Genomic DNA, 26566 nt, shown 5'->3' with positions numbered 1-26566 from the left:
GGCAATGGCTAAGAAACCAGGATTAGATCCAAAAGCGGCACAAGGAAGCAAATTGAGCGAACTTAAAACACGTTTATTGTTTGTTTTAGGCGCTATATTAGTGTTCCGTGCAGGTTCTTTTGTTCCAATTCCTGGTATTGACGCCGCTGTCCTAGCTGATTTATTCCAACAGCAAAAGGGTACTATCATAGAAATGTTTAACATGTTCTCTGGTGGTGCGCTTGAGCGTGCTTCTATCTTTGCATTGGGTATAATGCCGTATATTTCTGCGTCTATTATTATCCAATTGTTAACGGTAGTTCATCCTCCTTTAGCTGAGCTAAAGAAAGAGGGTGAGTCTGGTCGTCGTAAGATAAACCAGTACACACGTTACGGTACTTTGATATTAGGTACTTTCCAAGCAATTGGTATTGCAACCGGTTTGCCAACGATGATGCCTGGACTTGTTGAAAATGCAGGTCTGAGCTTTTACATCACGGCAGTTGTAAGTTTAGTGACAGGAACTATGTTCCTAATGTGGCTAGGTGAGCAAATAACTGAGCGCGGTATTGGTAATGGTATTTCTATCATTATCTTTGTAGGTATTATTGCTGGGTTGCCTTCGGCAATCGGGCAAACTGCAGAGCAAGCACGACAGGGTGAAATTCATCTTCTAGTGTTACTCGCATTAATTGTTATCGTTTTTGCAACTACTGCTTTTGTAGTATTTGTTGAACGTGGTCAACGACGTATTGTTGTTAACTACGCTAAACGTCAACAAGGCCGTAAGGTTTTTGCTGCTCAAAGTACTCACTTGCCATTGAAATTAAATATGGCTGGTGTAATTCCTGCAATTTTTGCATCGAGTGTTATCTTATTTCCTGGTACTATTGCCCAGTGGTTTGGTCAGACTGAAGGTTTAAGCTGGTTATCGGATGTTTCTTTGGCTTTACAGCCGGGACAACCGTTGCATATGATGTTATATGCTGCTGCTATTATCTTCTTTTGCTTCTTTTATACTGCACTTACGTTTAATCCACGTGAGACTGCGGATAATCTGAAGAAAAGCGGTGCCTTTATCCCAGGAATTCGTCCAGGAGAACAAACATCACGTTACATTGATAAAGTAATGACGCGTCTAACATTAGCTGGTGCGTTGTATATTACCTTTATCTGTTTGATTCCCGAGTTTATGATGGTTGCAATGAATACACAGTTCTACTTCGGTGGTACGTCGTTATTAATTATTGTTGTTGTTATCATGGACTTTATGGCACAGGTGCAGACTCATTTGATGTCTAATCAATATGATTCTGTCTTGAAAAAAGCTAACTTGAAAGATTACGGAAAATAAACCGAGTCTGATAGTTATAATCACGGAGTGTTGCAATGAAAGTTCGTGCATCCGTTAAAAAAATCTGTCGTAACTGCAAAGTTATCAAACGCCACGGTGTGGTGCGAGTTATCTGCGTAGAGCCAAAGCATAAACAACGCCAAGGCTAATCCACAGAGATTTTGGATATATCAGCAGCTTAGGTGATTAATTTCATCTAAGCTGTGTTTTGTTTGCTAATTTATCATTTGTCGAGTATCCTACCGGGCTTTTCACAAATGAATCGTTAACCTTAAAGGAGTGTGCATAGTGGCCCGTATCGCTGGCATTAACGTTCCTGATCATAAGCATGCAGTTATCGCATTAACTGCTATTTTTGGTATCGGCAAGACTCGTTCACAAATTATTTGTGCTGAGTCAGGTATTGCTGAAAATACTAAGCTTAAAGATCTGGATGAAACACAAATCGAAGCTCTTCGTACAGAAGTAGCTAAATTCGCCGTTGAAGGTGATTTACGTCGTGAAGTATCTATGAGCATCAAGCGTCTAATGGACCTTGGTTGTTACCGTGGACTTCGTCATCGTCGCAGCTTACCTGTACGTGGACAGCGTTCTAAAACGAATGCTCGTACCCGTAAAGGTCCGCGCAAAGCAATTAAGAAATAGGGTAAGAGATCATGGCTAAAACACCAACTCGTGCTCGCAAGCGCGTTAAAAGCAAGTGCAGATGGTATGGCTCACATCCATGCTTCTTTCAACAACACAATCGTCACTATTACAGACCGTCAAGGTAATGCGCTTTCTTGGGCTACTGCAGGTGGTTCTGGTTTCCGTGGTTCTCGTAAATCTACTCCGTTCGCTGCACAGGTTGCTGCTGAACGTGCTGCTGAAGCAGCGAAAGAGTATGGCCTTAAAAACGTAGAAGTTTTTGTAAATGGACCAGGACCTGGTCGTGAATCTTCGATTCGCGCACTAAACGCGGCGGGTTTCCGTGTAACTAACATTACTGACGTTACACCGATCCCACATAATGGTTGTCGTCCACCAAAGAAACGTCGCGTTTAATCGCAACCTTCTAAGGCAATTGGAGAAAGAACAATGGCAAGATATTTAGGTCCTAAGCTTAAGCTTAGCCGTCGCGAAGGTACTGATTTATTCTTAAAATCAGGCGTCCGAGCGATCGAATCTAAGTGTAAAATCGAAACGCACCAGGTGTACATGGTGCGCGTAAACCTCGTCTATCAGACTACGGTTTACAATTACGTGAAAAGCAAAAAGTACGTCGTATGTACGGTGTATTAGAAAAGCAATTCCGTAACTACTATAAAGAAGCTGCTCGTTTACAGGGCAACACTGGTGAAAACTTACTTCAATTACTTGAAGGCCGTTTAGACAATGTTGTATACCGTATGGGTTTTGGCGCAACACGTGCTGAATCACGTCAACTAGTTAGCCATAAAGCTATTCTAGTGAACGGTAAAGTTGTAAATATCCCTTCATTTAACGTTAAACCTAGCGATGTGATCGCAATCCGTGAAAAAGCTAAAAAGCAATCACGTATTGGCGCTGCATTAGAAATCGCTGGTCAACGTGAAGCCCTTGCTTGGGTTGAAGTTGATACAACAAAAATGGAAGGCGAATTTAAACGTCAACCTGAACGTTCAGATTTATCTGCTGAGATTAACGAACAGTTAATCATCGAGCTTTACTCTAAGTAAAGTTAACTGCTAAGAGAGGACACAAATGCAGGGTTCTGTAATTGATTTTCTAAAACCAAGATTAGTTGATATCGAGCAAATTTCAACAACTAGAGCAAAAGTGGTTCTTGAGCCACTAGAACGTGGTTTTGGCCACACTTTAGGTAATGCTCTTCGTCGTATTTTGTTATCGTCTATGCCTGGCACAGCCGTAACTGAAGTCGAAATTGATGGTGTACAACATGAGTACAGCACCAAAGAAGGCGTGCAAGAAGATATCCTAGAGATTCTTCTTAACCTTAAAGGTCTAGCTGTAAAACTTGAAGGTAAAAACGAAGTTTTAGTTAGTTTAACTAAATCTGGCGCTGGTCCTGTTACTGCAGGCGACATCATTCATGATGGTGATGTAGAGATAGTCAACCCAGAACACGTGATCTGTAATTTAACAGGCAATGCTGAAATCAGCATGCGTATTAAAATTGAATCAGGTCGTGGTTATGTTCCAGCTTCATCTCGTATTCATAGCGAAGAAGATGAGCGTCCAATTGGTCGTCTATTAGTAGACGCGACTTTCAGTCCTGTTGAGCGTATTGCTTACAGTGTTGAATCTGCTCGTGTTGAACAACGTACCGATTTAGACAAGCTTGTTATCGATATGGAAACAGATGGTACTTTAGAGCCTGAAGAAGCAATTCGTCGCGCAGCTACAATTTTAGCTGAGCAATTAGACGCATTTGTTGATTTACGCACTACTTATGAAGTACCTGTAGTTGATGCGAAACCTGAGTTTGATCCAATTCTTTTACGCCCAGTAGATGATTTAGAACTAACTGTTCGTTCTGCTAATTGTTTGAAAGCAGAGTCGATTCATTATATCGGTGATTTAGTACAACGTACTGAAGTTGAACTTCTAAAAACGCCTAATTTAGGTAAGAAGTCTCTAACTGAAATCAAAGATGTACTTGCATCACGTGGACTGTCTCTAGGCATGCGCTTAGAAAACTGGCCACCAGCAAGTTTAATCGAAGATTAGTCTAAAACCGACTTACGAATAATAAGGATTAGGTTATGCGCCATCGTCAAAGTGGACGTCAACTTAACCGAAACAGCAGCCACCGTCAGGCTATGTTTCGTAATATGGCAATCTCTATTGCTACGCACGAAGTTATTAAAACTACCGTGCCTAAAGCAAAAGAATTGCGTCGTGTAATTGAGCCATTAATTACACTAGCTAAAGTGGATAGCGTTGCTAACCGTCGTTTAGCGTTTGCTCGTCTTCGTGATGATGCAACAGTAGCAAAATTGTTTAATGAACTAGGTCCTCGCTACGCGACTCGTCCTGGTGGATACACTAGTATCATTAAATGTGGTTTCCGTACTGGCGATAAAGCTCCTATGGCTTACATCCAGTTCGTAGACCGTCCAGTTGTAGCGGACGAAGAAGCGTAAGTTTCTTTATAGTTGCAATAAAAAAAGCCGAACTTATGTTCGGCTTTTTTGTATCTACATATCGATGAAACAACAGTTTATATGGCTGGGCTTAATACTAAAAGTACGAAAAAAGATCTTCCTTAGCTATCGCAATTATCTTTAACTACCTGGTTTTTTTTGAATAAAAACAACTCTCTTTTGTACTTAACAACCTGATATTGGCAATTTAATTGATCAATCCATATTCGCTTAATGATATATCTTTTATTATTGAGTTTTGGGTTATTAATATTCATCTAGACGAGTTTGTACTGCTTTATTAATTAACGCCGCTAACTGATCAAAACAGACTTGTCGTGCGCTATTATTACGGCTTAGTAAGGTAATGTTGCGTGATGGTGCCGGTGCTATAAATGGGATGTATTTTACGCCTGATTGATAACGATTTAACGGAATGGCTAATTGTGGTAACAGTGTTAAACCATTTTCAGCACTGATCATATGTCTTAATGTTTCTAAACTAGTTGCTTTAAAGCTATTATCTTCAATTGCACCTGCTGCAAAACAGAACCCCATCGCTTGATCTCTTAAACAATGGCCATCTGCTAGCATTAGAACATGCTCACCACTCAACTCTTGTAAATTTATTTGACGTTGTTCTGCCCATGCGTGTTTATCTGATAACGCTAGTTCTAACGGTTCTTCATATAAATCTAGTTTTTTAAACTGTTCCATGCCTGGTAATAACGCTAATATTAGGCAGTCTAATTCACCTTCCTCTAATTGCTTGATGAGGACTTGTGTCTGATTCTCGTGTAAGTAAAGTTGCAAATCTGGAAATGCTTCTTTCATTGCAGGAACAATTAATGGTAATAAATAAGGTGCAACTGTCGGAATTAAACCAATATGTAAAGTACCGCTCATTGGCTCATTATGGCTTTTTGCTATTTCTTTTAATGATTTTGCTTCCAATAAAATAGTCTTTGCTTTTGCAACAATATCAATACCTGCAGGAGTAAAAATGACTTTACGAGATGAACGTTCCATTAATTGAACATTTAACTCTTCTTCTAATTTTTTTATCTGCCCACTCAACGTTGGTTGACTAACAAAACATTTATCAGCTGCTTTACGAAAATGCTTTAATTCTTCAAGTGCAATTAAATATTCTAAATCTCTAAAATTCATTATGGTGACCTTACATGAAATACATCTGATCAAATAATACCATACTAATATCGACTATTATTTGATAACAAAAACAGGGCAAGACAAACAGTATCTACTATTCTCAATAGTAAAAGAATAATGATATTTTATTTTATAATCGAATATTCAATAAAATCATTAAAACATCTTATTTTGAATTAAATAAGGTATAAATAACAGGTAATTCTAGTTAGTATTAATTTATTTTGTGTTAATGTTTAATTCATATAAATCGTTTAAGTTCATTTATTTTATTAGAAATGATTAACACCTTTTAATTGTTTAAATATTGTTCGCTTATACCCTTTAACTATTGCTAAATTCAGGTTGAATTTACGCTAAAATATTATTTTCGAAAAGGAATTCCCAATGAAATGGTACCAAATTTTGTGCGTAGCGCTACTTTCATCTGTGCTTTTTGCGTGTGGCGGAGGTAGTGGGGGAGGGTTGAGTTTTAATGAAGGTAGCACCGACTCTACTGATTCAACTGACAATACGGATGATGGTGCTGATTCACCTGATGCAACAGATACCGTTACCTTAAGTGCCGTACTTTATAGTTGTCCTAGCGATTGGGATAAAGATGATGGCGTTACTTCTTGTGATGAAACAATTGAAATATCCGATGTTAATCCAGGTACCCTCGCTGTCACATTATATTTAAATGGTGAAGCTGTAGTAGATAATCATCAGATAATCACAGCAACTACGACTATCGGTGAGATCGCTGTTGATACAGCATTAACTAATAGTGAAGGTATTGCTTACTTTATTGTAACTTCTGGTAGCGTCTTAGGTGCAGGACGTATTACGGTAGATACAGATGCTTTCGAAGATGACACTACTTTTGACTCTGCTGATGCAATCAATTTTGAGATCGCTGAAGCAGAATTTGAGATTACTATTGAAAATGTGTTAGATGGTGCTTCATTGGCACAAAATGCAACAACATTAATTACGGCTAACTTAACGCTTAATGGAGAAGCTTATACGATACCTGTTGATGTGAACTTTACTTCTGCTTGTGCTGAGGCTGATACTTCGAATTTAGATGAAACAGTGACTACTAGTAATGGAATCGCACAAGCAAGTTATCAAGCAGTTGGCTGTGTAGGTGATGATACTATTACGGCATCAACAGATATCAATAGTCTTTCGGTAACGACTACTATTAATGTTGCTAGCTCACCTGCAGATAGTATTCGCTTCATTAGTGCAACGCCGACTAGTATCTCTATTGCTGGAACTGGTGGCGCTGATCGTCAAGAAACATCTACAGTCATATTTGAAGTGGTTGATGTTAATGGCTCAGCAAGCTCACTACAAGATGTTACTTTTTCATTAAATAATGCACCATCAGGAACAACACTTAGCTCTTATGCTGGAACAACTAATTCAGATGGCCAAGTTTCAGTTGTAGTTAAAGCTGGTAGTGTCGCTGGACCTGTAAGGGTACAAGTGGAAGTGACAGGTTCTGAACCGCTTATTTCCAGTATTTCTGATCAATTAAGTATTTCGACAGGTTTACCAGATCAAGATAGTTTTTCATTTGCTCTTGAAGACCATTCTCCCGAATCGCTTAATATTAATGGTGTAACAGTGTCGACAAGTGTTTTACTCGCTGATAGATTTAATAATGCTGTACCTGATGGTACGACTGTTTTCTTTAATACAGAAGGTGGTGCAATTCGTGATACTAGTGGAGGAACTACAGGTTCATGTACAACATCAGGTAGTGCTTGTTCAGTAGAGTGGGTTTCTCAAAACCCTCGTCCAGAAGGCAACGAATTAACCGATTTTAATGCAGTTGGTCAATGTGCTAACTACGTATATGCACCAAGTGGGTTTAACAGCACAGGGCCTTGTATTACTGATGAAGATGGAGATGGTATTATTGGTATGGGTAGCCCTTGGGGGGGACGTGTAACCATTACTGCTTACACTGAAGGTGAAGAAAATTTCGTTGATAACAATGGTGACGGTTTATTCAGCTCTGTTGACACGTTTGACATTGATAGTGATGATTTATCAGAAGTGTTTTTTGATGATAATGAGAATGGTAGTTACGATGTAGGTGAAGAAGAGTATCAAGACTATAATCAAGATGGTTCGTTTAGTGTCGGCAATACCAAATATAACGGAACACTATGCGATGATGCGACTTGCTCAACAGATCTCATACATGTTAGAGATCAACAAATTTTAATCATGGCTTCTAGCGACCAATATATTCGAGTACAACACGATAGCGCGGATATTGGGGAAGTTGATTTAGCCCCTAATGATGAAGGTACTGGTGAAGATGTTATTCTTGAATCTTATAAAGTGAAAGCTTACTTTGCAGATATCTATAATAATAGACCTCCAACAGGGACTACAATTTCTGTATCAACAGAAAACGGTGAATTATCCGGACAAACTTCATGGGTATTGGGTAGTAGCTCTGCAATTGGACCTTATAGTATTGAGTTTACGCTTGTTCAAGAAGAGTCACCAAACGACAAAACTTTTGGTACCTTGTCTATTGAATTAGCAACTCCAGAAGGCGGAACTTTAACTTTCGAAATGGACGTTCGTGACGCGGGTTAATATCTGCTAGATTTAGATCTCTACATAATTAAGGAGCTTCGGCTCCTTTTTTATTGTCTATTAATGCGCCTCTTATATTTTTTGGCACACTTCCTGCTTTCTTGTCTTTGTACAACAAATTATTGGCAGGAGCTAACAATGAAAACATTCTTATACCGATTTATAGACCAACAAAGTATTACTATCACTATTATGTGGATGTGTTTTAGTTGCGCAGTCTTATTAGTGATCCCAAGTTCATTATTCTCGGTCAGTAACTCAGATGTCCTTCCTGATACCTATGCTCCTTATCTTTGGGTGCTTACGCTTTTAACAGGTTCTTATTTACTAACACGTTTACTTTCTTATTCATTTGCAAGGTTGAGTGAATACTACGCGAGCCAACGTTTGTTGATTCGCCGTAATAAAATGATCCGTCAATTAGACTTTGAAGAAAAGGCCTTATTACGTGAATTCATTATTCAACGTAAAACAGTACTTTCTTTACCGTTGAACGAACCAGCCGTTAGTAACCTATTAGCATCGGGTGTATTGGCACCGGCATTTGAAACACAAGAAATCAAAGGTAGTAGTCGTATTATTAAGCTATCTATCGCTATCGATGCTCGTGAGCAGCTTACACATAGAGTGATTGGTTTACCTGTTGGAAAATTGACAGAGACAGAAGCTGAAGTATTAAAAAATGCTAGACCTAAATACGCACGTAACAACTACATCGCTTTATAATAAATGATTAACTAATAATTAATAAAAATTAACACATGATCTTAACTACTTAAATGAATGCTTAAGATCATGTATTTTAAACCTCTTTTAGAATATAAGAAATCGCTCCATTTTTTTGACACTGCTTTAGCCTCCGTCAATTATTATATATAATGATCTCTTTTATAGCTTCCCTGTGTGAGAGAGTATGACTCCTGAACGTTTTACCCGAATTACTTCCATGTTAAATCGTCGCCAACCCGATCTCACTATTTTTATGGAGCATGTGCATTTACAACATAATTTAGCGGCCATTGTCCGCACAGCAGATGCTATGGGAATTAATAACGTACATGCCACTTGGGATGAGGATACAACACGTATTTCTCGTAACGTTGCTTCAGGGAGCCAAAAGTGGGTTAATTTGCATTCTCATGAGACAACTCAAGAGGCGATAGCTGTGTTACGAGAACAAGGCATGCAAATTATTGCCACAAATCTTTCTGCGACAGCGATTGATTTCCGAGAAGTTGATTATACAAAGCCGACTGCGATTATCATGGGACAAGAGAAATTTGGTATTAGTGATGAAGCATTAGCTCTAGCGGATCAAGATGTCATTATTCCTATGGTTGGCATGTGCCAGTCTTTGAATGTTTCAGTGGCTTCAGCGCTTATTATGTATGAAGCACAGCGTCAACGTGAACTCGCAGGCATGTATGATCAAGTTTGTCGTTTACCTGAAGAAGAGCAGCATCGTATTTTATTCGAAGGCGGTCACCCTATTTATCGTCAATTATGTCGTGAAAAAAGTTTACCTTATCCGCCACTGGATGACGAAGGGCAAATCGCCGCTTCAGATGATTGGTGGAATGCTATTCGTGGTCGTAAATAATTGAAGGAGAGCGTTTAATGAGCCTATACCAAGACCGTTTATTGACGGAAGGCATACGAATCATTGAGAAAAATGCTCCATCGGATAGCTTTAATGCGGATTATAGTGCGTTAACTTTTCAGGATGCATTATTCAAACGTACTCAACTGGCGGAATTACGCTATCAAACTGCACCTGTTGTTAATCACCTTAAAAAATTAGTAAAGCTATTTTGTAGTGTCATGTGCTTATTCTTCTTTATGATCGGTGCAACGAGTGTCTCGACCTTTTTAGTCAGTGAAACAGGTGCTCAAATTAACTTCTTTTGGGCTATCGTCTTATTTATTGCGCCTAATATAGTATCTTTGGTTATTTGGCTTTTTTTATATTTTAAGAAAAATGCGATTAATAACACTTGGGTAACTAATTTAAGTTTATTATTAATTACACTGCTTGATAAATTGCATCATAAAATAAGTAATAAGCATCCTCATTATATTGCGTTATTTGAGTATTACTTTGAACATCGATTTGGCCATTACTTAGGGCGCGCACAATTATCTTTAATTAGTCACTTGTGGTGGAGCTGTTATTTATTAGGCGCTACATTATCTTTGTTATTGGTTCTGGCAACACACCAAGTTGATTTTATATGGCAGACAACGATTTTAAGTGAAGATGTTTTTGTACAACTGACTCAAATATTAACGACAGTCCCACACCTTTTAGGAATTAATGTACCTAGTGCAAGTGATGTAAGTAATGCCACTATTGGTTTAACTAACCCATTACCGCTAGCACAAGATAGCCGAGTTAGCTGGTCTAATTTACTTATATTTAGCTTAACGATTTACGCTTTATTGCCACGTCTTATTCTTATGCTGTTTTTTCAGCGTGCGGTTAAAAGCCAACAAAAACAATTTAGCCTTAATCTATCATTACCTTATTACGTTCAATTAAAAAGTCTTTTACATCCGATTGTGAATACGAGCTTTATTAGTGATCCAGACAGGGTTCATAATAATCAAAGTACGAGAGGGACAAATCAAACTATAAACCGTAAAGGTTATGAAGCGACCTTACTTGTGCCTAAAAATGCTTATCCTCTAGCAATCGAGTTAAATCATTCACGTTTTCAACAAGCGAATATACATGCAGCAGAATATGCTGTTACGCGTTTAATTAATGTTGTCGATAGTGACAGTCAACAAATGGCTTTATTACAAATACAATCAGGTAGCGTATCGAATATTGTATTGTATGCCGATTTAAAACGCTTACCTGACCGTGGTTGGTTAAGTTTAGTTAAAAAGTGTCATTACCAGTCTAATGTGCAAATTTATTTAGTTTTATTAAGTGAGAAACCAATAGAAAAAAATGGGCCGTTATCATCTCGTTTGCAAGACTGGCTTGAAATGGCAGCGCAAGCGAATATTACAGAACAGCATATTACTTATATCTTCGATGATCTTGCCACTATAAAAACTAATGAGGTGGAAAATGGATAAACAATTATTATCTGTCGCTGTTGTTGGCCATGCTAATACGGGTAAGACATCTTTAATTCGTACTTTATTACGTGATGCTAGTTTCGGTCAAATTGCAGATAAAGCCGGCACTACACGCCATGTTGAAGGGGCTGAAATCCGTGTTGATAACAATCAAAGCATGGTTATCTATGATACGCCTGGTTTAGAAGACTCGATTAACTTATTAAGTGTGCTCGATGCTGAACCCTCTATTGAATATCAAGATGGCATCGATCGTTTATTAGCCTTTATTAAACGTGAGAATGACTTTCCGGAGTTAAACCAAGAGTTAAAAGTATTAAAAGCTTTATTAAGTAATGACATTCTATTTTATGTCATTGATGTGAGAGAGCCTATTTTAGGTAAATACCGCGATGAATTAAAAATTCTCAGTTATGCGGCTAAACCTATCATTCCCGTGCTTAATTTTATCGAAGCGGGTCAGGAAAATATCAATGCTTGGCAAACTCAGTTAGCGCGTTTAAATCTTCATGCTTTTGTTAGCTTTGATAGTGTTGTATTTAGGTTTTCAGATGAGTTAAAAATCTATCAAAAAATGCAGACGTTATTAGCACACAGAGAGCAACAACTTGATGCCTTAATTACACAACGTAAACAACAATGGCAAGAACGAGAAAGCGCTGCACAGCAATTAATTGCTACTTTGTTAGTTGAGGCTGCAGCATGTCGCTTTAAAGCTGATAATAATGAAAAGAGCATTAGTAGTGCTAGTGATCAATTACAATCAGCCATTCGAGAACTTGAAAAGCAAACGCTAAATCAACTGTTAGCTTTATATCAATTTAAACAACATGATATCGACCAATATGATTTACCTATCCAACAGGGGCAATGGGAATTAGATCTTTTTTCTGCGGATAACTTACAAGAGTTTGGTGTTAAAGCGACCAGTAATTTTGTGAAAGGCGCGGGGATAGGTGTTGCGGTTGATTTAGTGGCTGCAGGCATGACATTAGGCGCGGCAGCAGTAGCCGGTGGTGTGATGGGCGTATTGTGGGGCGTCAAACAACGTTATTACGATGAAATCCACGCTAAGGTAAAAGGACATCGTTATTTATGTGCCGATGATTTAACGCTACAAGTATTATGGGTGCGCCAACTTAGTTTATTAATTGCGTTGCAACAGCGTGGCCATGCAAGTGTGGCTAAAATGTCATTAGCGAATATAAAATCAGATAAAGTCGAGTTACCTAAACAATGGAGTAAGTGGCTTAAAAATGCACGCCAACATCCCCAGTGGTTAATTTCAAACAAGAGTGAACAGCCTCTTTTACGAGAAAAAAAGCAGCTATTAATTGATCAAGTTGTGAATAGCTTAATCGTTATTAGTCATGAAAAAAGTGAAAAATAATTTATGCTGACTTTATAAAAAGTCAGCAATCGATATACCTAAACCTACTGCATTGGTGTATTCATTATATTCGACCAGGCTATTGCCATAACCTGAAAATACCTGCACGTAACCTTTTATTTGCCCATATAGTGGGAAACTCCAAGATGCCTCTATCGAACCTTGACTAAAGTTACTTTCGATATTGTTACGACTCGTCATAGAAAAAACATGTTCATTATATTTATAAGCGGTAATAATTTGACCATGACCGTAATAGTCTAATAGATCAGGGTTATCATCATCTGAATCTTCAAATCGGTACCAAGGGTTCAATGCGATAACTAAGTTGTCATTATCAAATATCAAGCTACCATTAAGACGATTCCAGCTACGTGATGTTGGCTCTGTTTTACCATTCGACTGATGTGTGAAACCAAAGGTTCCCGCTTTAAACCTCCAGCCTAAACCTAATTCTTGGCTTACATCCCATACTAAAAAAGCTTCGGGCTCATAATTTGTTTCACGAAAGGGTGAGGAATACTCAGTATTATAAGCTTGCCAATAAGAAAGTTGGGTATAAGCAACATAACCGGAGATAGGTAAACTACCAATTTGGTGAAATAGCGGTACTTTAAAGCTAATTTGAAACTTCACTTCTAGACGTTGTGAGGTACTGTCATTCTCTTGCAGTTTTTCATTAAAATAAAACGGCAATAAATAGTTTGGTTTATGCGGTATAATTGAGAAGTTATAGCGTGCACTTTTCACTTCATCTTCTATACGTTCATCAATTGCGCTGGTGTCTTTAGATGTGTCCACTATAGAATCATCATTTATCGTTTCAGAAAATGCTGTAGAGTTAAAAACAATTAATATAAAAAAAATAAAACGCATGTTCTTCACCTTAAAAACATTATTAGTGGATAGTAGTTTACGCATAAACTATGGTTGATAAAGATTAAGTCTAAATTATTGTCAGTATACGCACAGAAGATTAAACAGATAAGACATTAAGGTAAGAAATGAAGCTAAATAAAATACCTTTATCAGCACTTAAAGGTGTTGGTGCTAAAGTTGCCGAAAGGCTCAGTAAAATAGGCTTAAATTCAGTCGAAGATATGCTGTTTCATTTACCGTTGCATTATCAAGATCGTACTCGACTCTATCCAATTAAAGATATTAAAGATGGCATGCAAGTAAGCGTGCAAGGTGAAGTGGTTAGTTGCCAAGTACAATTTGGAAAACGCCGTATTTTAAAGTGTAAGATCAGTGATGGTGAAGGTATTGCCACATTAAACTTTTTTCACTTTAATGCAGGGCAAAAAAATGCTTTTAAAGAAGGGCAATGGATACAATGCTTTGGTGAATTTAAGCGAGGTTATCAAGGTTTAGAGGTCACTCATCCTGAATATTCATTAGTGGGTGAAAACGCGGCTACATCAGTTGAAGAAGTGTTAACACCTATTTACCCAAGTACTGAGGGCTTGAAGCAAAATAGTTTAAGACAGTTAACCGATCAAGCGTTGCAACATTTACAGCAAAACCAAGTTGAAGAACTTATTCCCACTGCTTTACTGTCTCACCCTATTAGTTTATATGATGCGTTGATGACCATTCATCGTCCGCCTCCTTCTGCTAGTATTGAACAATTAGAAGATCGCTCACACCCAGCACAGCAGCGTTTAATTATTGAAGAGTTACTCGCACAGCAAATTAGTATGTTGGCATTACGTCAGCAAGCACAACAGCATCATTCGCCTGCGCTTAAGCAAACTGACCAATTATCCAAACAGTTTTTAAAAAACTTACCCTTTTCACCAACGGGAGCCCAACAAAGGGTTAACGTAGAGATTCAACAAGATTTAATGAAAGATATCCCAATGATGCGATTAGTACAGGGAGATGTAGGTTCAGGTAAAACATTAGTGGCTGCTTTAGCGGCATTAAGCGCAATTGAAGCTGGGTATCAAGTCGCATTAATGGCACCCACTGAATTGTTAGCAGAACAACATTTATTAAACTTTCAGAATTGGTTTGAACCTTTGGGTGTTCGAGTCGGCATGTTATCTGGAAAAATGAAGGTAAAAGAAAAGCGTGATCAATCTGAGAATATTACCTTAGGTTTATCAAAGATGGTGGTCGGTACGCATGCACTCTTTTCAGATAATGTTAAATTTCATAATCTAGCGTTAATCATTGTTGATGAGCAACATCGTTTTGGCGTACATCAGCGTTTATCGTTACGTGAAAAAGGCATTAATAATGGTTTGGTTCCACACCAACTAACCATGACGGCGACACCGATCCCTCGAACATTGGCGATGACTGCTTATGCTGATTTAAGCGTGTCGGTTATTGATGAGTTACCACCGGGCAGAACACCGATTAAAACCGTTGCGTTAGCTGATACAAGGCGAGATGAAATTATTCAACGCGTCTATAAAGCCTGCAAAGAGGAAGGGCGTCAAGCTTATTGGGTTTGTACGTTGATTGAAGAGTCTGAAGTCTTAGAGTGTCAAGCTGCTGAAGATACTGCCAATGATTTACAACTCGCATTAACGGATTTAAGAATTGGTTTAGTGCATGGAAGAATGAAAGCCGCTGAAAAACAATATGTAATGGATGCGTTTAAAGCGGGTGAATTAGATTTGTTGGTGGCGACAACGGTGATTGAAGTGGGCGTAGATGTGCCCAATTCAAGCTTAATGATCATCGAGAATCCAGAGCGTTTAGGGCTAGCGCAGCTACATCAATTACGCGGACGAGTAGGGCGTGGAGAAGTGGCCAGTCATTGTGTTTTATTGTACAAGTACCCATTGTCAAAAACGGCGCTAAAACGGTTAAATGTATTACGTGAAAGTAATGATGGTTTTTATATTGCAGAGCAAGACCTAGCCATTCGTGGACCGGGTGAAGTGTTAGGGACTAAGCAAACAGGTATTGCCGATATGAAAATTGCAGACTTATTGAGAGATCAAGAATTACTACCACAAGTACAGCAACTGGCACATACCTTGATACAAACACACCCAGAATACATCAGCCCTTTAGTGGAACGGTGGTTGGGGGACAAACCTGTGTATGCACAGGTCTGATAGGGATTAACTCAGAAAAAGGGGAGATATTACTTTTTTATCGTTCAGTTTATAAAAAATGATTGTTATACAAAAGCCAGTAATGTGACTGGCTTAGTGAATGGTTCATCTTATTTACAACCCTATTCCCGCTAAGGTAAATTCAGGTGGGCTGTCAAATAATACCGCTTGACGGCTGGGTATTTCCCCTTTAATTAACCAACTTGGAATATAATCAGATTCAAACTCTGGTACTTCTCCTGTTGTTTGGTGGTGAAAGGCCAATACGCCTAATAATCGTCTCAATAGCATGGCTGACCCGCGATAAAGCCCCATCGAATCTTTACCTACTGGCTCTCCAGGCTCCCGTGGTAATAAATCTGCATAATATTCATAGGATGCTTTAATGGCTTCTGTGGTTGCATCACTTAGGCTACTGCGCTGTAGTTTCCACATACTGGCTATTACACTGACAACTGAATACTCTAAAAAATGAAAACTAACTTCTGCTTCTATACTGGTGAGTTGCTCAATTTTACCGTGCTCCGCATATTGCATGACAGCTCTTAATGCGTCTGTTTGTTGTTGTTTGTCATGTGTATTTGAATAAAATAGCTTATAAAAATGAAAAAAGGCTTTATGAACCTCAAAGTTGCGATGGACTCCTGCCGCTTCATCTAAAAAATGGACGGGATAGGCCTGTAATTCATCTACAATAAACGACTCTTTACATAAGGTGGCCGCTATTGCCGCATCAAGCCATGTATGAGCAGAGCTGTAGTGGTGTTTTCCTACGGGAGTTGGCGTTAATATAACAAGCTCACTAGCTAACTCCACCGGCGTTAATTTATTAGGGCTTAAATGCATCCGAAAATGCATACGGCCAAAATCAGTCGCCTGATAAAGCAGCCACATACAGTGTTTTTTGGGCCAATCTAACATCACTGCATCAGTAAATAAATTCCAATAATTGCTTAACATCAGTGGCGCGATACGTTGAATACGTTCCTCCGTAAATGCCTTTTTTGATCTTTTATTTGCACTATCAATGCTACTTAGCAAGCGTTCACTATGCTGTTTTTTTTTATTTAACCAGTGGCGTTTATTATGATGTTGTGTGATATCCATCTTTTACCTTATTGTGTATCAATAAATAAAGCCCTCTAACACCTATTAGAGGGCTTAAACTTAAAGTACTATTGATGTATTTTAGAGTAGCGAGGCTTGTATATTTTTTTGGGGCTTTATTATTTAATCAGATAGATTAAGCTCTTTGAGTTTACGTGTGAGTGTGTTTCTCCCCCAACCTAATAATTTAGCCGCTTCATGTTTTTTACCTTGAGTGTGTTTTAATGCGCTTTGTAGCATTATTTTTTCAAACTCGGGTAAGAGTTGCCCTAGAATATTACTTTCGCCATTTTTAAGTTGTGCATCAGCCCATTTTTTTAAGCTTTCTTGCCATATTACAGGTTCACCTTCTTGCTGCGGTGTTTCTTGTTCGCCTAATTCAGGCGGTAGGTCGCTGATATGAACTTCTTGACCACTAGACATGACCGTTAACCAACGACAAATATTTTCTAATTGTCGAACGTTACCCGGCCATGGTAAATCACTAAGGTAATTGATCGTTGCTTTAGTCAGTACCTTACTTTCAACAGTTAACTCATTAGCAATGCTGTGTAAAAAGTGATTTGTTAGTAATGGTATATCTTCTCGACGCTCTTTTAATGCAGGTAACTGTAAGCGAATGACATTTAAACGATGGAATAAATCCTCACGGAAATCACCACTAAGTACTTTCTTTTCTAAATTTTGATGAGTTGCTGCAATAATGCGCACATCAACTTTGATCGCTTGATGTCCACCTACTCGATAGAATTGCCCGTCTGCTAATACACGTAATAAACGCGTTTGTACGTCTAATGGCATATCACCTATTTCATCTAAAAAAAGTGTTCCGCCATCAGCTTGTTCAAATCGACCTTGTCGATTCGCAGCGGCACCTGTAAAGGCACCTTTTTCATGACCAAATAATTCTGCTTCTATCAATTCTTTAGGAATTGCAGCCATGTTTAGTGCAATAAATGTCTCGTTTTTACGTGGGCTATGCTTATGTAGTGCTTGAGCAACTAACTCTTTACCTGTACCTGATTGACCGTTAATTAACACACTCATACTTGAGCGTGATAGACGACCAATGACTCTGAATACTTCTTGCATAGCGGGCGCTTCACCAATAATTTCTGGCGTTGCGATAGGTTGTTGAATTGGCTTTTTTTGTTGTTTTAATTCTTTACTATGGCTGATTGCTCGTTTAATTAAATCTGTTGCTTCGTGAATATCAAAGGGTTTTGGTAAATATTCAAATGCACCACTTTGATAAGCATTAACTGCGCTATCTAAATCTGAGTGCGCTGTCATTATGATGATAGGAATTAATGGATAGCGTTGATGGATTTTTTGCATTAACTCCAAACCATCAATACCAGGCATGCGCACATCTGAAATAATAATTTCAGGTTGCTCAATTAATAATTGTTGCCATAAGCATTCTGCATCAGGAAAACTTGCATATTCGATATTCTCTGCTTTTAACGTGCGTTCTAATACCCAGCGAATGGCGTGGTCATCATCTACAATCCAAGCGGCCATTATAATTCCTTATTTTTTTATTATTATGCATACATTAAAAATTAAATTGGTAAATAAACCGAAAACTCTGTGTGGCCTTTACAACTGTTAAACTCAATACGCCCGTAGTGTTGCTTAATCAATTCTTGTGCAATTGATAACCCTAAGCCAGTTCCATCTTTGCGTCCAGTTACCATTGGGTAAAATAATGTATTTCTAATATGCATTGGTATACCCGGTCCGGTATCTATAATTTTAATTTCGGTTGCTAAACGTTGTGGTAATCCATTAATTGTTATTTGATTTGCAGTTCGAGTACGCAGCGTGATTGAGTGGTTCTCAGGTTGGCTTTGTAACGCTTGTACTGCATTTTGAACAATATTCAAAAACGCTTGTTGTAGCTGATCCGGCTCCATTTCAAAATCTGGAATGCTAGGATCGTAATCAATATGTATTTTTACATTTTCAGGTAAGTCTAAGTTAACTAATTTACGGACACTTTCTAATACTGAATGAATATTATGAATGCGTTTTTCACCTAGTTTTTGAGGTCCTAACAAACGGTTAACTAAGGCGCTTAATCTATCCGCTTGTTCAATGATAATTTGTGTAAATTCTTTTAATTCTGGATCAGGTAACTCTGCTTCTAATAGCTGTGCTGCACCACGTAGTCCACCTAAAGGGTTTTTAATTTCATGGGCTAAACCACGCACTAGTTCTTGCGCCGCTTTTTGCTGATGTTCTTGATAATGAACTTGACTAATGCGCTTTTGTTGCTCGATACAACGCATTTCAATAATGATATATTGTGTCGATTTGTTGTCTATATAGCTGGCACTTAAGTCAATTAATAACGGGTGACCGTCAATAAATAAAGTAACTTCGTTCTCTGTAAAAGATGATTCTTCAAGTAGTAAGTTTTTAATCGATTCAGGTGAAAAGTGAAATTGTTCTGCAAGCGCGTGCAAGTTCTGGCCATATAAACGTTGTTTACTTTGTGACAACAACTGCTCACTTGCTGGGTTCGCGTAGATTAGATTTAATGAGGCATCTAATGCTACAAACGCCGTTTTAGCTTCTTCAAGAAAAGTAAAAATAAGATCGATACTAGGTTCTTTTGACATATTTTAAATAATCTAATTATTAACAGAGATACGTTGTAAATGTACAGTAACAACTTGTGTTGTCGCTAATATGTTGTTTGCTTCGTCTAATAACTTGACTTGTATTTGGTGCGTACCACGGTCAACATTTAATGCTCGAATAGTCGGTGATATTTGTGGCAAACCTAATGCTTGACCATCTAAAAAAAGTTGTAAGCGTTGTGTGCTTTTCTTTTCAGGTGTTGTTTTAACGTGAACTTCTAATGTGCCGTTATTGCTTCTTATTGCAACATCATCTTTAGGTGTTGTTATTTCTGCTAGATATTCAATAATTTCTTCTTTCTTAGTATTGATATTTGTGTTGCTTGTTCTTTCAGGTTGTTGCTGCTGAGGTGTTGAGACTAAATTTTTATTCTTAATTATTATTTCAGCTGTACCAGGTGGTGCTGTATCTGCAAAGTGGCTTTTACCCTTTTCATCAACCCAATGATAAATTTTCGTTTCAGCAGAAGTTAAAGTCGCATAAAAACAAAGCAATATAGATAATAAAAGTGAACACTTCATAATCAAAAACCTTAATAGTAAAAAGCTCATTGTCGAACATATAAAAGGTTTAGACAATTAAAAACATACTGTAAACATGGTGGTTATATAAATATTAAACTTTTATCACTATATCAGGTGAGCAAAGGTTAATATTTTCTTTCTTAAAGAATATGGATAAAATTATTACGGTTTTATATTGTTATAATTATTAAGGAGTGAGCAGTTACTCACTCCTTATTTAAGGTTATTTATTAATATTAATAATTATTTAATAAATAACATTTCAGAGTATTTAGGTAGAGGCCATAATTCGTCTGCTACTAGTAACTCAAGTGCATCAGCATGTTCACGAGCTTCACCCATTAATGGACAAATGATATCGGCGCTATGGCGCATATGAGCTTCTGTATCTGCAAAGTCATGTTTAGCAGTTTCAGTTTCAAGTTTCGCAACTGAAGCTAATAGACCATTAATATGTTCAGCGATTTGTTTTGCAATCGTTGAATCTAATTCAATACCTAGATCTAGCGTTGAAGCAGAAGCAAGCGTTAGCTCAGATACATAAGTGATCGCAGCTGGGTAGATTTTAGTTTTAGCAATGTCTATTACTAGTTTAGCTTCAACTTCAATCGCTAAGTTGTATTGTTCAGCATACACTTCGTAACGGCTTTCTAGTTCAACCGCAGTTAAAACACCTGTTTTTGTGAATAACTCAATAACTTCTTTAGATTTGAAAGCGGGTAATGCATCAGCAGTCGTAGGGATGTTTTGTAAACCACGTTCTTCAACAGCCGCTTTATGCCATTCTGAAGAATAACCGTCACCGCCAAATACAGCGTTACCGTGTAGTTCCATTAACTCTTTTAATACTGTGATAACAGCAGCCGTTTGATCTTGTGTTTTTAATGCAGCTTCTAACTTCTCAGCAATCCAGTTTAATGAATCAGCAAGCATTGTATTCATTGCAACTAATGGGCCTGATACAGATTGTTCAGAACCTACCGCGCGGAATTCAAAACGGTTACCAGTGAATGCAAATGGAGACGTACGGTTACGGTCACCTGGATCACGGTCAAAGTTAAGAATTTGAGAAAGACCAAGATCCATCTCGCCGCCTTGAGTACAAGTTGTTAGTTTACCTGTTTTGATCTCATCAAATACTTTCTCTAACTGGTCACCTAGGTAAACAGAAAGAATAGCCGGTGGAGCTTCATTGGCACCTAAACGATGGTCATTACCAGCAGAAGCAATAACCGCACGTAATAATGGACCATATTTATGTACACCACGAATAACGGCACCACAGAATAATAGGAACTGTAGGTTTTTATGAGGTGTTTTACCTGGGTCAAGTAAGTTACCTTGTGTGCTGTTACCAACAGACCAGTTAACGTGTTTACCTGAACCATTTACACCTGCGAATGGTTTTTCATGTAATAGACATAGGAAACCGTGCTCTTTAGCCGTTTGCTTCATCATTGTCATTAGTAATTGCTGTTGGTCTGCGCCTACGTTAGCTGCGCCGTAGTAAGGTGCAATTTCAAATTGTCCTGGTGCTACTTCGTTATGGTGTGTTTTAGCTGGGATACCTAACTTGTATAGTTTGTCTTCAAAATCTTGCATGAACACTTGTACACGTGCTGGTATTGCACCAAAGTAGTGATCATCAAACTGTTGACCTTTAGCTGGCGCTGCACCGAATAAAGTACGACCTGCTAGTAGTAAATCTGGACGTGCATTTGCGAAGTTTTCATCAATTAAGAAATATTCTTGCTCAGGACCACAGCTTGAATCTAATGCTGCAACGTTCTTTTCGCCCATTAATTTCAATACTTTTTGTGCTGCATCATTCATTGCTGAATTTGAGCGAAGTAGTGGAATTTTCTTATCAAGTGCTTCACCAGTCCAAGACATGAAAACACTTGGAATCATTAATGTTGCACCATTTGCTGTTTGTTGAATATAAGCAGGGCTTGTTGGATCCCATGCTGTATAACCACGTGCAGCATTAGTCATACGTAGGCTACCATTAGGGAAAGAAGAACCATCTGGTTCACCCTTAATTAATAGGCTACCAGTAAATTCATTGATCGCATTACCGTCAGAGTTTGTCAGAATAAAGGCATCGTGCTTTTCTGCGGTAATATTTGTCATTGGATAGAATACGTGAGAGAAAAACTTAGCGCCTTTTGCTAAAGCCCAATCTTTCATTGCAGCAGCAATGATATCAGCTGTTGCATTATCTAATGCTTCACCAGTCTTAACCGTTTTTTTAATCGCTTTAAATGCATTTTTTGATACCGCTTCTTCCATTTTAGCTAGATTGAATACATCAGTAGCCCAAATTTGATTTAGTGGTTCAGTTTGAGCGACCTCTTTTGGTGCACGGTTAGTAATTTGTTCAATTGCTTGAAGACGGACTTGATTTCCACTCATGTATTGCTCCTTGCCGCAGTAGTAGTACTGCTTGTTTAATAGCTTGGTTATTTTTATAGGATAATTATAAAAACACATGCTTGTAATAAGCAAAAAATAGGCCACTTTTATTTTTTGAAATAAAGCAGTGAAAATGAAGAGGATAGAACGAAAAAAGGACCGCGTATGCGATCCTTTTGGAGTATTGGTTGTATTAAATTTTTATATTATACGCTGTAGTATAAATCGAACTCTTTTGGATGCGTTGCTTGTGATACAGCTTGGCATTCCGCAGTTTTTAGCTCAATGAACGCATCAATAGCTTCATTTGAGAATACGCCACCTTCAACAAGGAAGTCACGGTCAGCATCTAGCGCAGCAAGTGCTTCTTCAAAAGAAACAGCAACTTGTGGAATTGCATCAGCTTCTTCTTTAGGTAGGTCGTATAAATCTTTATCTAAAGAGTCACCAGGGTGGATCTTGTTTTTGATACCGTCAAGACCAGCCATCAACATTGCAGAGAAACCTAAGTAAGGGTTCATTGTTGGATCTGGGAAACGTACTTCAATACGTGCTGCGCGTGCAGTAGGTACAATTGGAATACGGATAGATGCAGAACGGTTACCAGCAGAGTATGCAAGCATTACTGGTGCTTCAAAACCTGGAATAAGACGTTTGTACGAGTTAGTTGACGCATTAGTGAATGCATTAAGCGCTTTAGCGTGCTTGATGATACCACCGATGTAATAAAGTGCCATTTCAGATAGGCCGCCGTATTGGTCACCTGAGAACAAGTTAACACCGTCTTTACCTAAAGATTGGTGACAATGGTTACCAGAACCGTTATCGCCAACCAGTGGTTTAGGCATAAAGGTAGCAGTTTGACCGTATGCATGAGCAACGTTATGAACTACATACTTGTAAATTTGAATTTCATCTGCTTTTTCAACCATAGTATTGAAACGACAGGCGATTTCATTTTGGCCAGCAGTAGCAACTTCGTGGTGATGCGCTTCAACAACTAAGCCCATTTCTTCCATGATTAAACACATAGCAGAACGGATGTTTTGAGCTGAGTCAACGGGTGCTACTGGGAAGTAACCACCTTTGATGCCTGGGCGGTGACCCGTGTTGCCTTCTTCATAAGAAGTACCTGAGTTCCATGCTGCTTCTTTTGCATCTACTGAGTAAAACGCACCCGCAATGCTGTTACCGTATTTAACGTCGTCAAATAGGAAGAATTCTGGTTCTGGACCAAATAATACAGTATCAGCAATACCTGTTGAACGCATGTATGCTTCAGCGCGCTTAGCTACTGAGCGAGGGTCACGGTCGTAACCTAACATTGTTTTTGGTTCTAATACGTCACAACGTAAGTTTAACGTCGCATCGTCTGTAAATGGGTCAAGTACTGCAGTTGAAGGAACTGGCATAAGCACCATGTCAGAATCTTGAATGCCTTTCCAGCCTGCGATTGAAGAACCGTCGAACATCTTGCCTTCTTCAAAAAAGTCTTCAGTTACTTGGTGATGTGGAACTGATACGTGTTGTTCTTTACCATGTGTATCAGTAAAGCGTAAATCTACGAATTTTACGTCTTGCTCTTTGATTAGAGTTAGAACGTCTTGAATTGTTTGTACAGACATGTTGTAGAACCTCATTTGACATCGAAAATTGTAGTGATGATAAAATAGAACTCATCAATGAAACTTACCATCAATCTAGATTTATTACACATTAAATTAGCTAATAATATGCCAAGTTAACAAAACCTATTATACCGAGGTTTTTGTTTTACGATATGGTGCAATATTTTATTTTTCGCACCAATGTGGTGCTTTGGTGCTCTTTTTTGGTGCCTCTGAAGTGGGGCGTCTGACTTAGCTCTATTTTTTCTTACTTTTAAGCATTTAAGCTAACTGTGACCGACTTAAAACTTTCTATTTTTGAAATTATGTTTACAATGTGCGCACATTTGGCTATATCACTTTAAGTGCTTCCATAGCCTAAACCTTTTTGTACCAATTAAATAAAAATAGGACGTTTCTGTTTTTATTTAATTGGTATTTTTAATTAGTAGTTATTTTTGAGGCGCATCATGTCGTTAGATAAATTAAGAAATATAGCCATCATTGCTCACGTTGACCATGGTAAAACAACATTGGTTGATAAACTGTTAGAGCAGTCTGGTACTTTAGATTCACGTGGTGATAATGAAGAACGTGTAATGGATTCTAACGATCTTGAAAAAGAACGTGGTATTACTATCCTTGCAAAAAATACAGCGATTGTATGGAATGATTACCATATCAACATCGTAGATACGCCAGGACATGCCGATTTCGGTGGTGAAGTAGAACGTATTCTATCTATGGTAGACAGTGTTTGTCTTATCGTTGATGCGGTTGATGGTCCAATGCCACAAACTCGCTTTGTAACGCAAAAAGCATTTGCACACGGTCTTAAGCCAATTGTTGTTATCAACAAAATTGATAAGCCTGGCGCTCGTCCTGAATGGGTAATGGATCAAGTATTTGATTTATTTGACAACCTAGGCGCGACTGATGAGCAATTAGACTTCCAAGTTGTTTATGCTTCTGCATTAAACGGTTGGGCAAGTACTGATATGGACACTCAAAAAGATAACATGGAAGATTTATTCCAAACTATCGTTGATACTGTTGCTCCACCAGAAGCGGATCGCGATGGCGATTTCCAAATGCAAATCTCTCAACTTGATTACAACTCTTACGTAGGTGTTATCGGTGTTGGTCGTATTACACGTGGTCACGTTAAAGTAAATCAAGCTGTTACTATTATTGGTGCTGACGGTAAAGAACGTAAAGGTAAAGTAGGTCAAGTATTAGGTTACTTAGGTCTAGAACGTCATGATATTGAATACGGTGAAGCTGGCGACATTATTGCAATCAGTGGTTTAGGCGAACTTAAGATCTCTGACACTATCTGTGCACAAAACAATGTTGAAGCGATGACGCCATTAACTGTTGATGAACCAACGGTAACAATGACTTTCCAAGTAAACAACTCTCCATTCTGTGGTAAAGAAGGTAAATTCGTTACATCACGTAACATCCTTGACCGTTTGAATAAAGAGCTTGTACACAACGTTGCATTAAAAGTAGAAGAAACTGCCGATCCTGATAAATTTAAAGTATCTGGTCGTGGTGAACTACATTTAGGTATCTTAATTGAAAACATGCGTCGTGAAGGTTTTGAGCTAGCAGTATCTCGTCCTGAAGTTATCGAACGTATGATTGATGGTCAGTTACATGAGCCAATGGAAACATTGACTGTTGACTGTGAAGAAGCACATCAAGGTTCAATCATGGAACAATTAGGTATCCGTAAAGCGGAACTAACTAACATGATCCCTGATGGTAAAGGTCGCGTACGTTTAGACTTTATGATTCCAAGTCGTGGTTTAATCGGTTTCCAAACTGAGTTCATGACAATTACATCTGGTTCTGGTCTTTTATACCATAGCTTTGATCACTACGGTCTACATAAAGGCGGTACAATTGGTCAACGTCAAAATGGTGTAATGGTTTGTAATCAAACTGGTAAAGCGGTTACATACTCACTATTCTTCTTACAAGATCGTGGTCGTTTATTCCTAGGTCATGCTACTGAAGTTTACGAAGGTCAAATCATCGGTATTCATAACCGTTCAAACGATTTAACAGTTAACTGTATTCGTGGTAAGCAGCTTACTAACGTTCGTTCTTCTGGTACAGATGAAGCACAAACACTTTCACCAGCAATCATTTTAACGCTTGAACAAGCGCTTGAATTTATTGATGTTGATGAATTAGTGGAAGTAACGCCGTTAAGCATTCGTATCCGTAAGAAATTACTGGGCGAAAATGAACGTAAGCGTGCAGCTCGTCCATCTAAAGGTTAATTCGTTTCTTTAAACGAACAATAAACCTATTATTAAGGTCTTACTTCGGTAAGGCCTTTTTTTTGTTTACGATTTACAGGTATAGTAATACCAACCACACTTATTAACTGACCTATTTGACTGATTAAAACAACTTATTTCATTGTTGTAAGTTTCGTAAAGGGGACAATTATTT

At 38.2% G+C, this 26566-nt stretch carries 20 protein-coding genes and 2 pseudogenes; 14 read left to right on the top strand and 8 right to left on the bottom strand.

What is annotated here, in order from left to right; translation table 11 throughout:
• The first annotated feature begins 4 nt into the window (after positions 1-4).
• The 7 genes and pseudogenes from secY (at position 5) to rplQ (ending at position 4458) form a co-directional block, all read left to right on the top strand.
• The gene (gene secY, locus GQR59_RS16980; protein WP_025563064.1) at positions 5-1333 is read left to right on the top strand and encodes a preprotein translocase subunit SecY; all 1329 of its coding nucleotides are present in this window, start codon (positions 5-7) and stop codon (positions 1331-1333) included.
• Positions 1334-1368: 35 nt separating this feature from the next.
• Positions 1369-1482, top strand: a complete 114-nt coding sequence (rpmJ, locus tag GQR59_RS16975; RefSeq protein ID WP_011770886.1) for a 50S ribosomal protein L36 — start codon at positions 1369-1371, stop codon at positions 1480-1482.
• Positions 1483-1621: 139 nt separating this feature from the next.
• Entirely contained in the window at positions 1622-1978 is a 357-nt protein-coding gene (gene rpsM / locus GQR59_RS16970) for a 30S ribosomal protein S13 (protein ID WP_025565958.1), read from the top strand.
• A gap of 11 nt (positions 1979-1989) precedes the next feature.
• Positions 1990-2377: pseudogene (gene rpsK / locus GQR59_RS16965) on the top strand (30S ribosomal protein S11).
• A gap of 33 nt (positions 2378-2410) precedes the next feature.
• Positions 2411-3030: pseudogene (gene rpsD / locus GQR59_RS16960) on the top strand (30S ribosomal protein S4).
• A 25-nt stretch (positions 3031-3055) separates the two neighbouring features.
• Positions 3056-4042: a DNA-directed RNA polymerase subunit alpha gene (locus tag GQR59_RS16955; protein ID WP_025565960.1), complete on the top strand. Its 987-nt coding sequence runs from the start codon at positions 3056-3058 to the stop codon at positions 4040-4042.
• A 35-nt stretch (positions 4043-4077) separates the two neighbouring features.
• The gene (rplQ, locus tag GQR59_RS16950) at positions 4078-4458 is read left to right on the top strand and encodes a 50S ribosomal protein L17 (RefSeq protein WP_137297931.1); all 381 of its coding nucleotides are present in this window, start codon (positions 4078-4080) and stop codon (positions 4456-4458) included.
• Between the two features lie 267 nt (positions 4459-4725).
• Here rplQ and oxyR read toward each other — a convergent pair whose 3' ends face one another.
• Positions 4726-5628 (bottom strand): DNA-binding transcriptional regulator OxyR, encoded by a 903-nt coding sequence (oxyR, locus tag GQR59_RS16945; RefSeq protein WP_160064684.1) that lies wholly within the window; start codon positions 5626-5628, stop codon positions 4726-4728.
• 390 nt (positions 5629-6018) lie between these two features.
• On the opposite strand from oxyR, the gene GQR59_RS16940 reads away from it, so the two are divergent.
• The 5 genes from GQR59_RS16940 to GQR59_RS16920 all read left to right on the top strand — a co-directional run bounded on the left by GQR59_RS16940 (position 6019) and on the right by GQR59_RS16920 (position 12718).
• A complete protein-coding gene (locus tag GQR59_RS16940) occupies positions 6019-8238 on the top strand; it encodes an Ig-like domain-containing protein (RefSeq protein ID WP_160064682.1) in 2220 nt (739 codons plus the stop codon).
• Positions 8239-8376: 138 nt separating this feature from the next.
• Positions 8377-8964 (top strand): superinfection exclusion B family protein, encoded by a 588-nt coding sequence (locus GQR59_RS16935; RefSeq protein WP_160064680.1) that lies wholly within the window; start codon positions 8377-8379, stop codon positions 8962-8964.
• 187 nt (positions 8965-9151) lie between these two features.
• The gene (trmH, locus tag GQR59_RS16930) at positions 9152-9838 is read left to right on the top strand and encodes a tRNA (guanosine(18)-2'-O)-methyltransferase TrmH (protein WP_160064678.1); all 687 of its coding nucleotides are present in this window, start codon (positions 9152-9154) and stop codon (positions 9836-9838) included.
• A gap of 17 nt (positions 9839-9855) precedes the next feature.
• A complete protein-coding gene (locus tag GQR59_RS16925; RefSeq protein WP_160064676.1) occupies positions 9856-11325 on the top strand; it encodes a DUF2868 domain-containing protein in 1470 nt (489 codons plus the stop codon).
• Positions 11318-12718, top strand: a complete 1401-nt coding sequence (locus GQR59_RS16920; protein ID WP_160064674.1) for a GTPase/DUF3482 domain-containing protein — start codon at positions 11318-11320, stop codon at positions 12716-12718. The genes GQR59_RS16925 and GQR59_RS16920 overlap by 8 nt, the downstream gene beginning before the upstream one ends.
• A 12-nt stretch (positions 12719-12730) precedes the next feature.
• On the opposite strand, the gene GQR59_RS16915 is transcribed toward GQR59_RS16920, so the two are convergent.
• On the bottom strand, positions 12731-13594 hold the full coding sequence (locus GQR59_RS16915; protein WP_160064672.1) for a phospholipase A: 864 nt from the start codon (positions 13592-13594) through the stop codon (positions 12731-12733).
• A gap of 128 nt (positions 13595-13722) precedes the next feature.
• Between GQR59_RS16915 and recG the strand changes: the two genes are divergently transcribed.
• Positions 13723-15795 (top strand): ATP-dependent DNA helicase RecG, encoded by a 2073-nt coding sequence (gene recG, locus GQR59_RS16910; protein ID WP_160064670.1) that lies wholly within the window; start codon positions 13723-13725, stop codon positions 15793-15795.
• A gap of 114 nt (positions 15796-15909) precedes the next feature.
• Here recG and GQR59_RS16905 read toward each other — a convergent pair whose 3' ends face one another.
• The 6 genes from GQR59_RS16905 to glnA all read right to left on the bottom strand — a co-directional run bounded on the left by GQR59_RS16905 (position 15910) and on the right by glnA (position 24115).
• Positions 15910-16902 (bottom strand): Imm49 family immunity protein, encoded by a 993-nt coding sequence (locus tag GQR59_RS16905; RefSeq protein WP_160064668.1) that lies wholly within the window; start codon positions 16900-16902, stop codon positions 15910-15912.
• Positions 16903-17025: 123 nt separating this feature from the next.
• Entirely contained in the window at positions 17026-18426 is a 1401-nt protein-coding gene (gene glnG, locus GQR59_RS16900) for a nitrogen regulation protein NR(I) (RefSeq protein ID WP_160064666.1), read from the bottom strand.
• A 41-nt stretch (positions 18427-18467) separates the two neighbouring features.
• On the bottom strand, positions 18468-19529 hold the full coding sequence (glnL, locus tag GQR59_RS16895; protein WP_160064664.1) for a nitrogen regulation protein NR(II): 1062 nt from the start codon (positions 19527-19529) through the stop codon (positions 18468-18470).
• A gap of 12 nt (positions 19530-19541) precedes the next feature.
• Complete coding sequence (locus GQR59_RS16890) at positions 19542-20072, bottom strand: DUF4124 domain-containing protein (RefSeq protein WP_160064662.1); 531 nt, start codon at positions 20070-20072, stop codon at positions 19542-19544.
• A gap of 246 nt (positions 20073-20318) precedes the next feature.
• Positions 20319-22490: a glutamine synthetase III family protein gene (locus tag GQR59_RS16885; RefSeq protein WP_160064660.1), complete on the bottom strand. Its 2172-nt coding sequence runs from the start codon at positions 22488-22490 to the stop codon at positions 20319-20321.
• A 206-nt stretch (positions 22491-22696) separates the two neighbouring features.
• A complete protein-coding gene (gene glnA, locus GQR59_RS16880; RefSeq protein WP_160064658.1) occupies positions 22697-24115 on the bottom strand; it encodes a glutamate--ammonia ligase in 1419 nt (472 codons plus the stop codon).
• A 452-nt stretch (positions 24116-24567) separates the two neighbouring features.
• On the opposite strand from glnA, the gene typA reads away from it, so the two are divergent.
• Positions 24568-26391, top strand: a complete 1824-nt coding sequence (typA, locus tag GQR59_RS16875; protein ID WP_160064656.1) for a translational GTPase TypA — start codon at positions 24568-24570, stop codon at positions 26389-26391.
• Positions 26392-26566 lie beyond the last annotated feature (175 nt).

Origin of the sequence: Psychromonas sp. L1A2 (assembly GCF_009828855.1) — a bacterium.
Taxonomy (GTDB): Bacteria; Pseudomonadota; Gammaproteobacteria; order Enterobacterales; family Psychromonadaceae; genus Psychromonas.
Note: the sequence above shows the minus strand (reverse complement) of the source record. Positions and strands in the feature narration are given on the sequence as shown.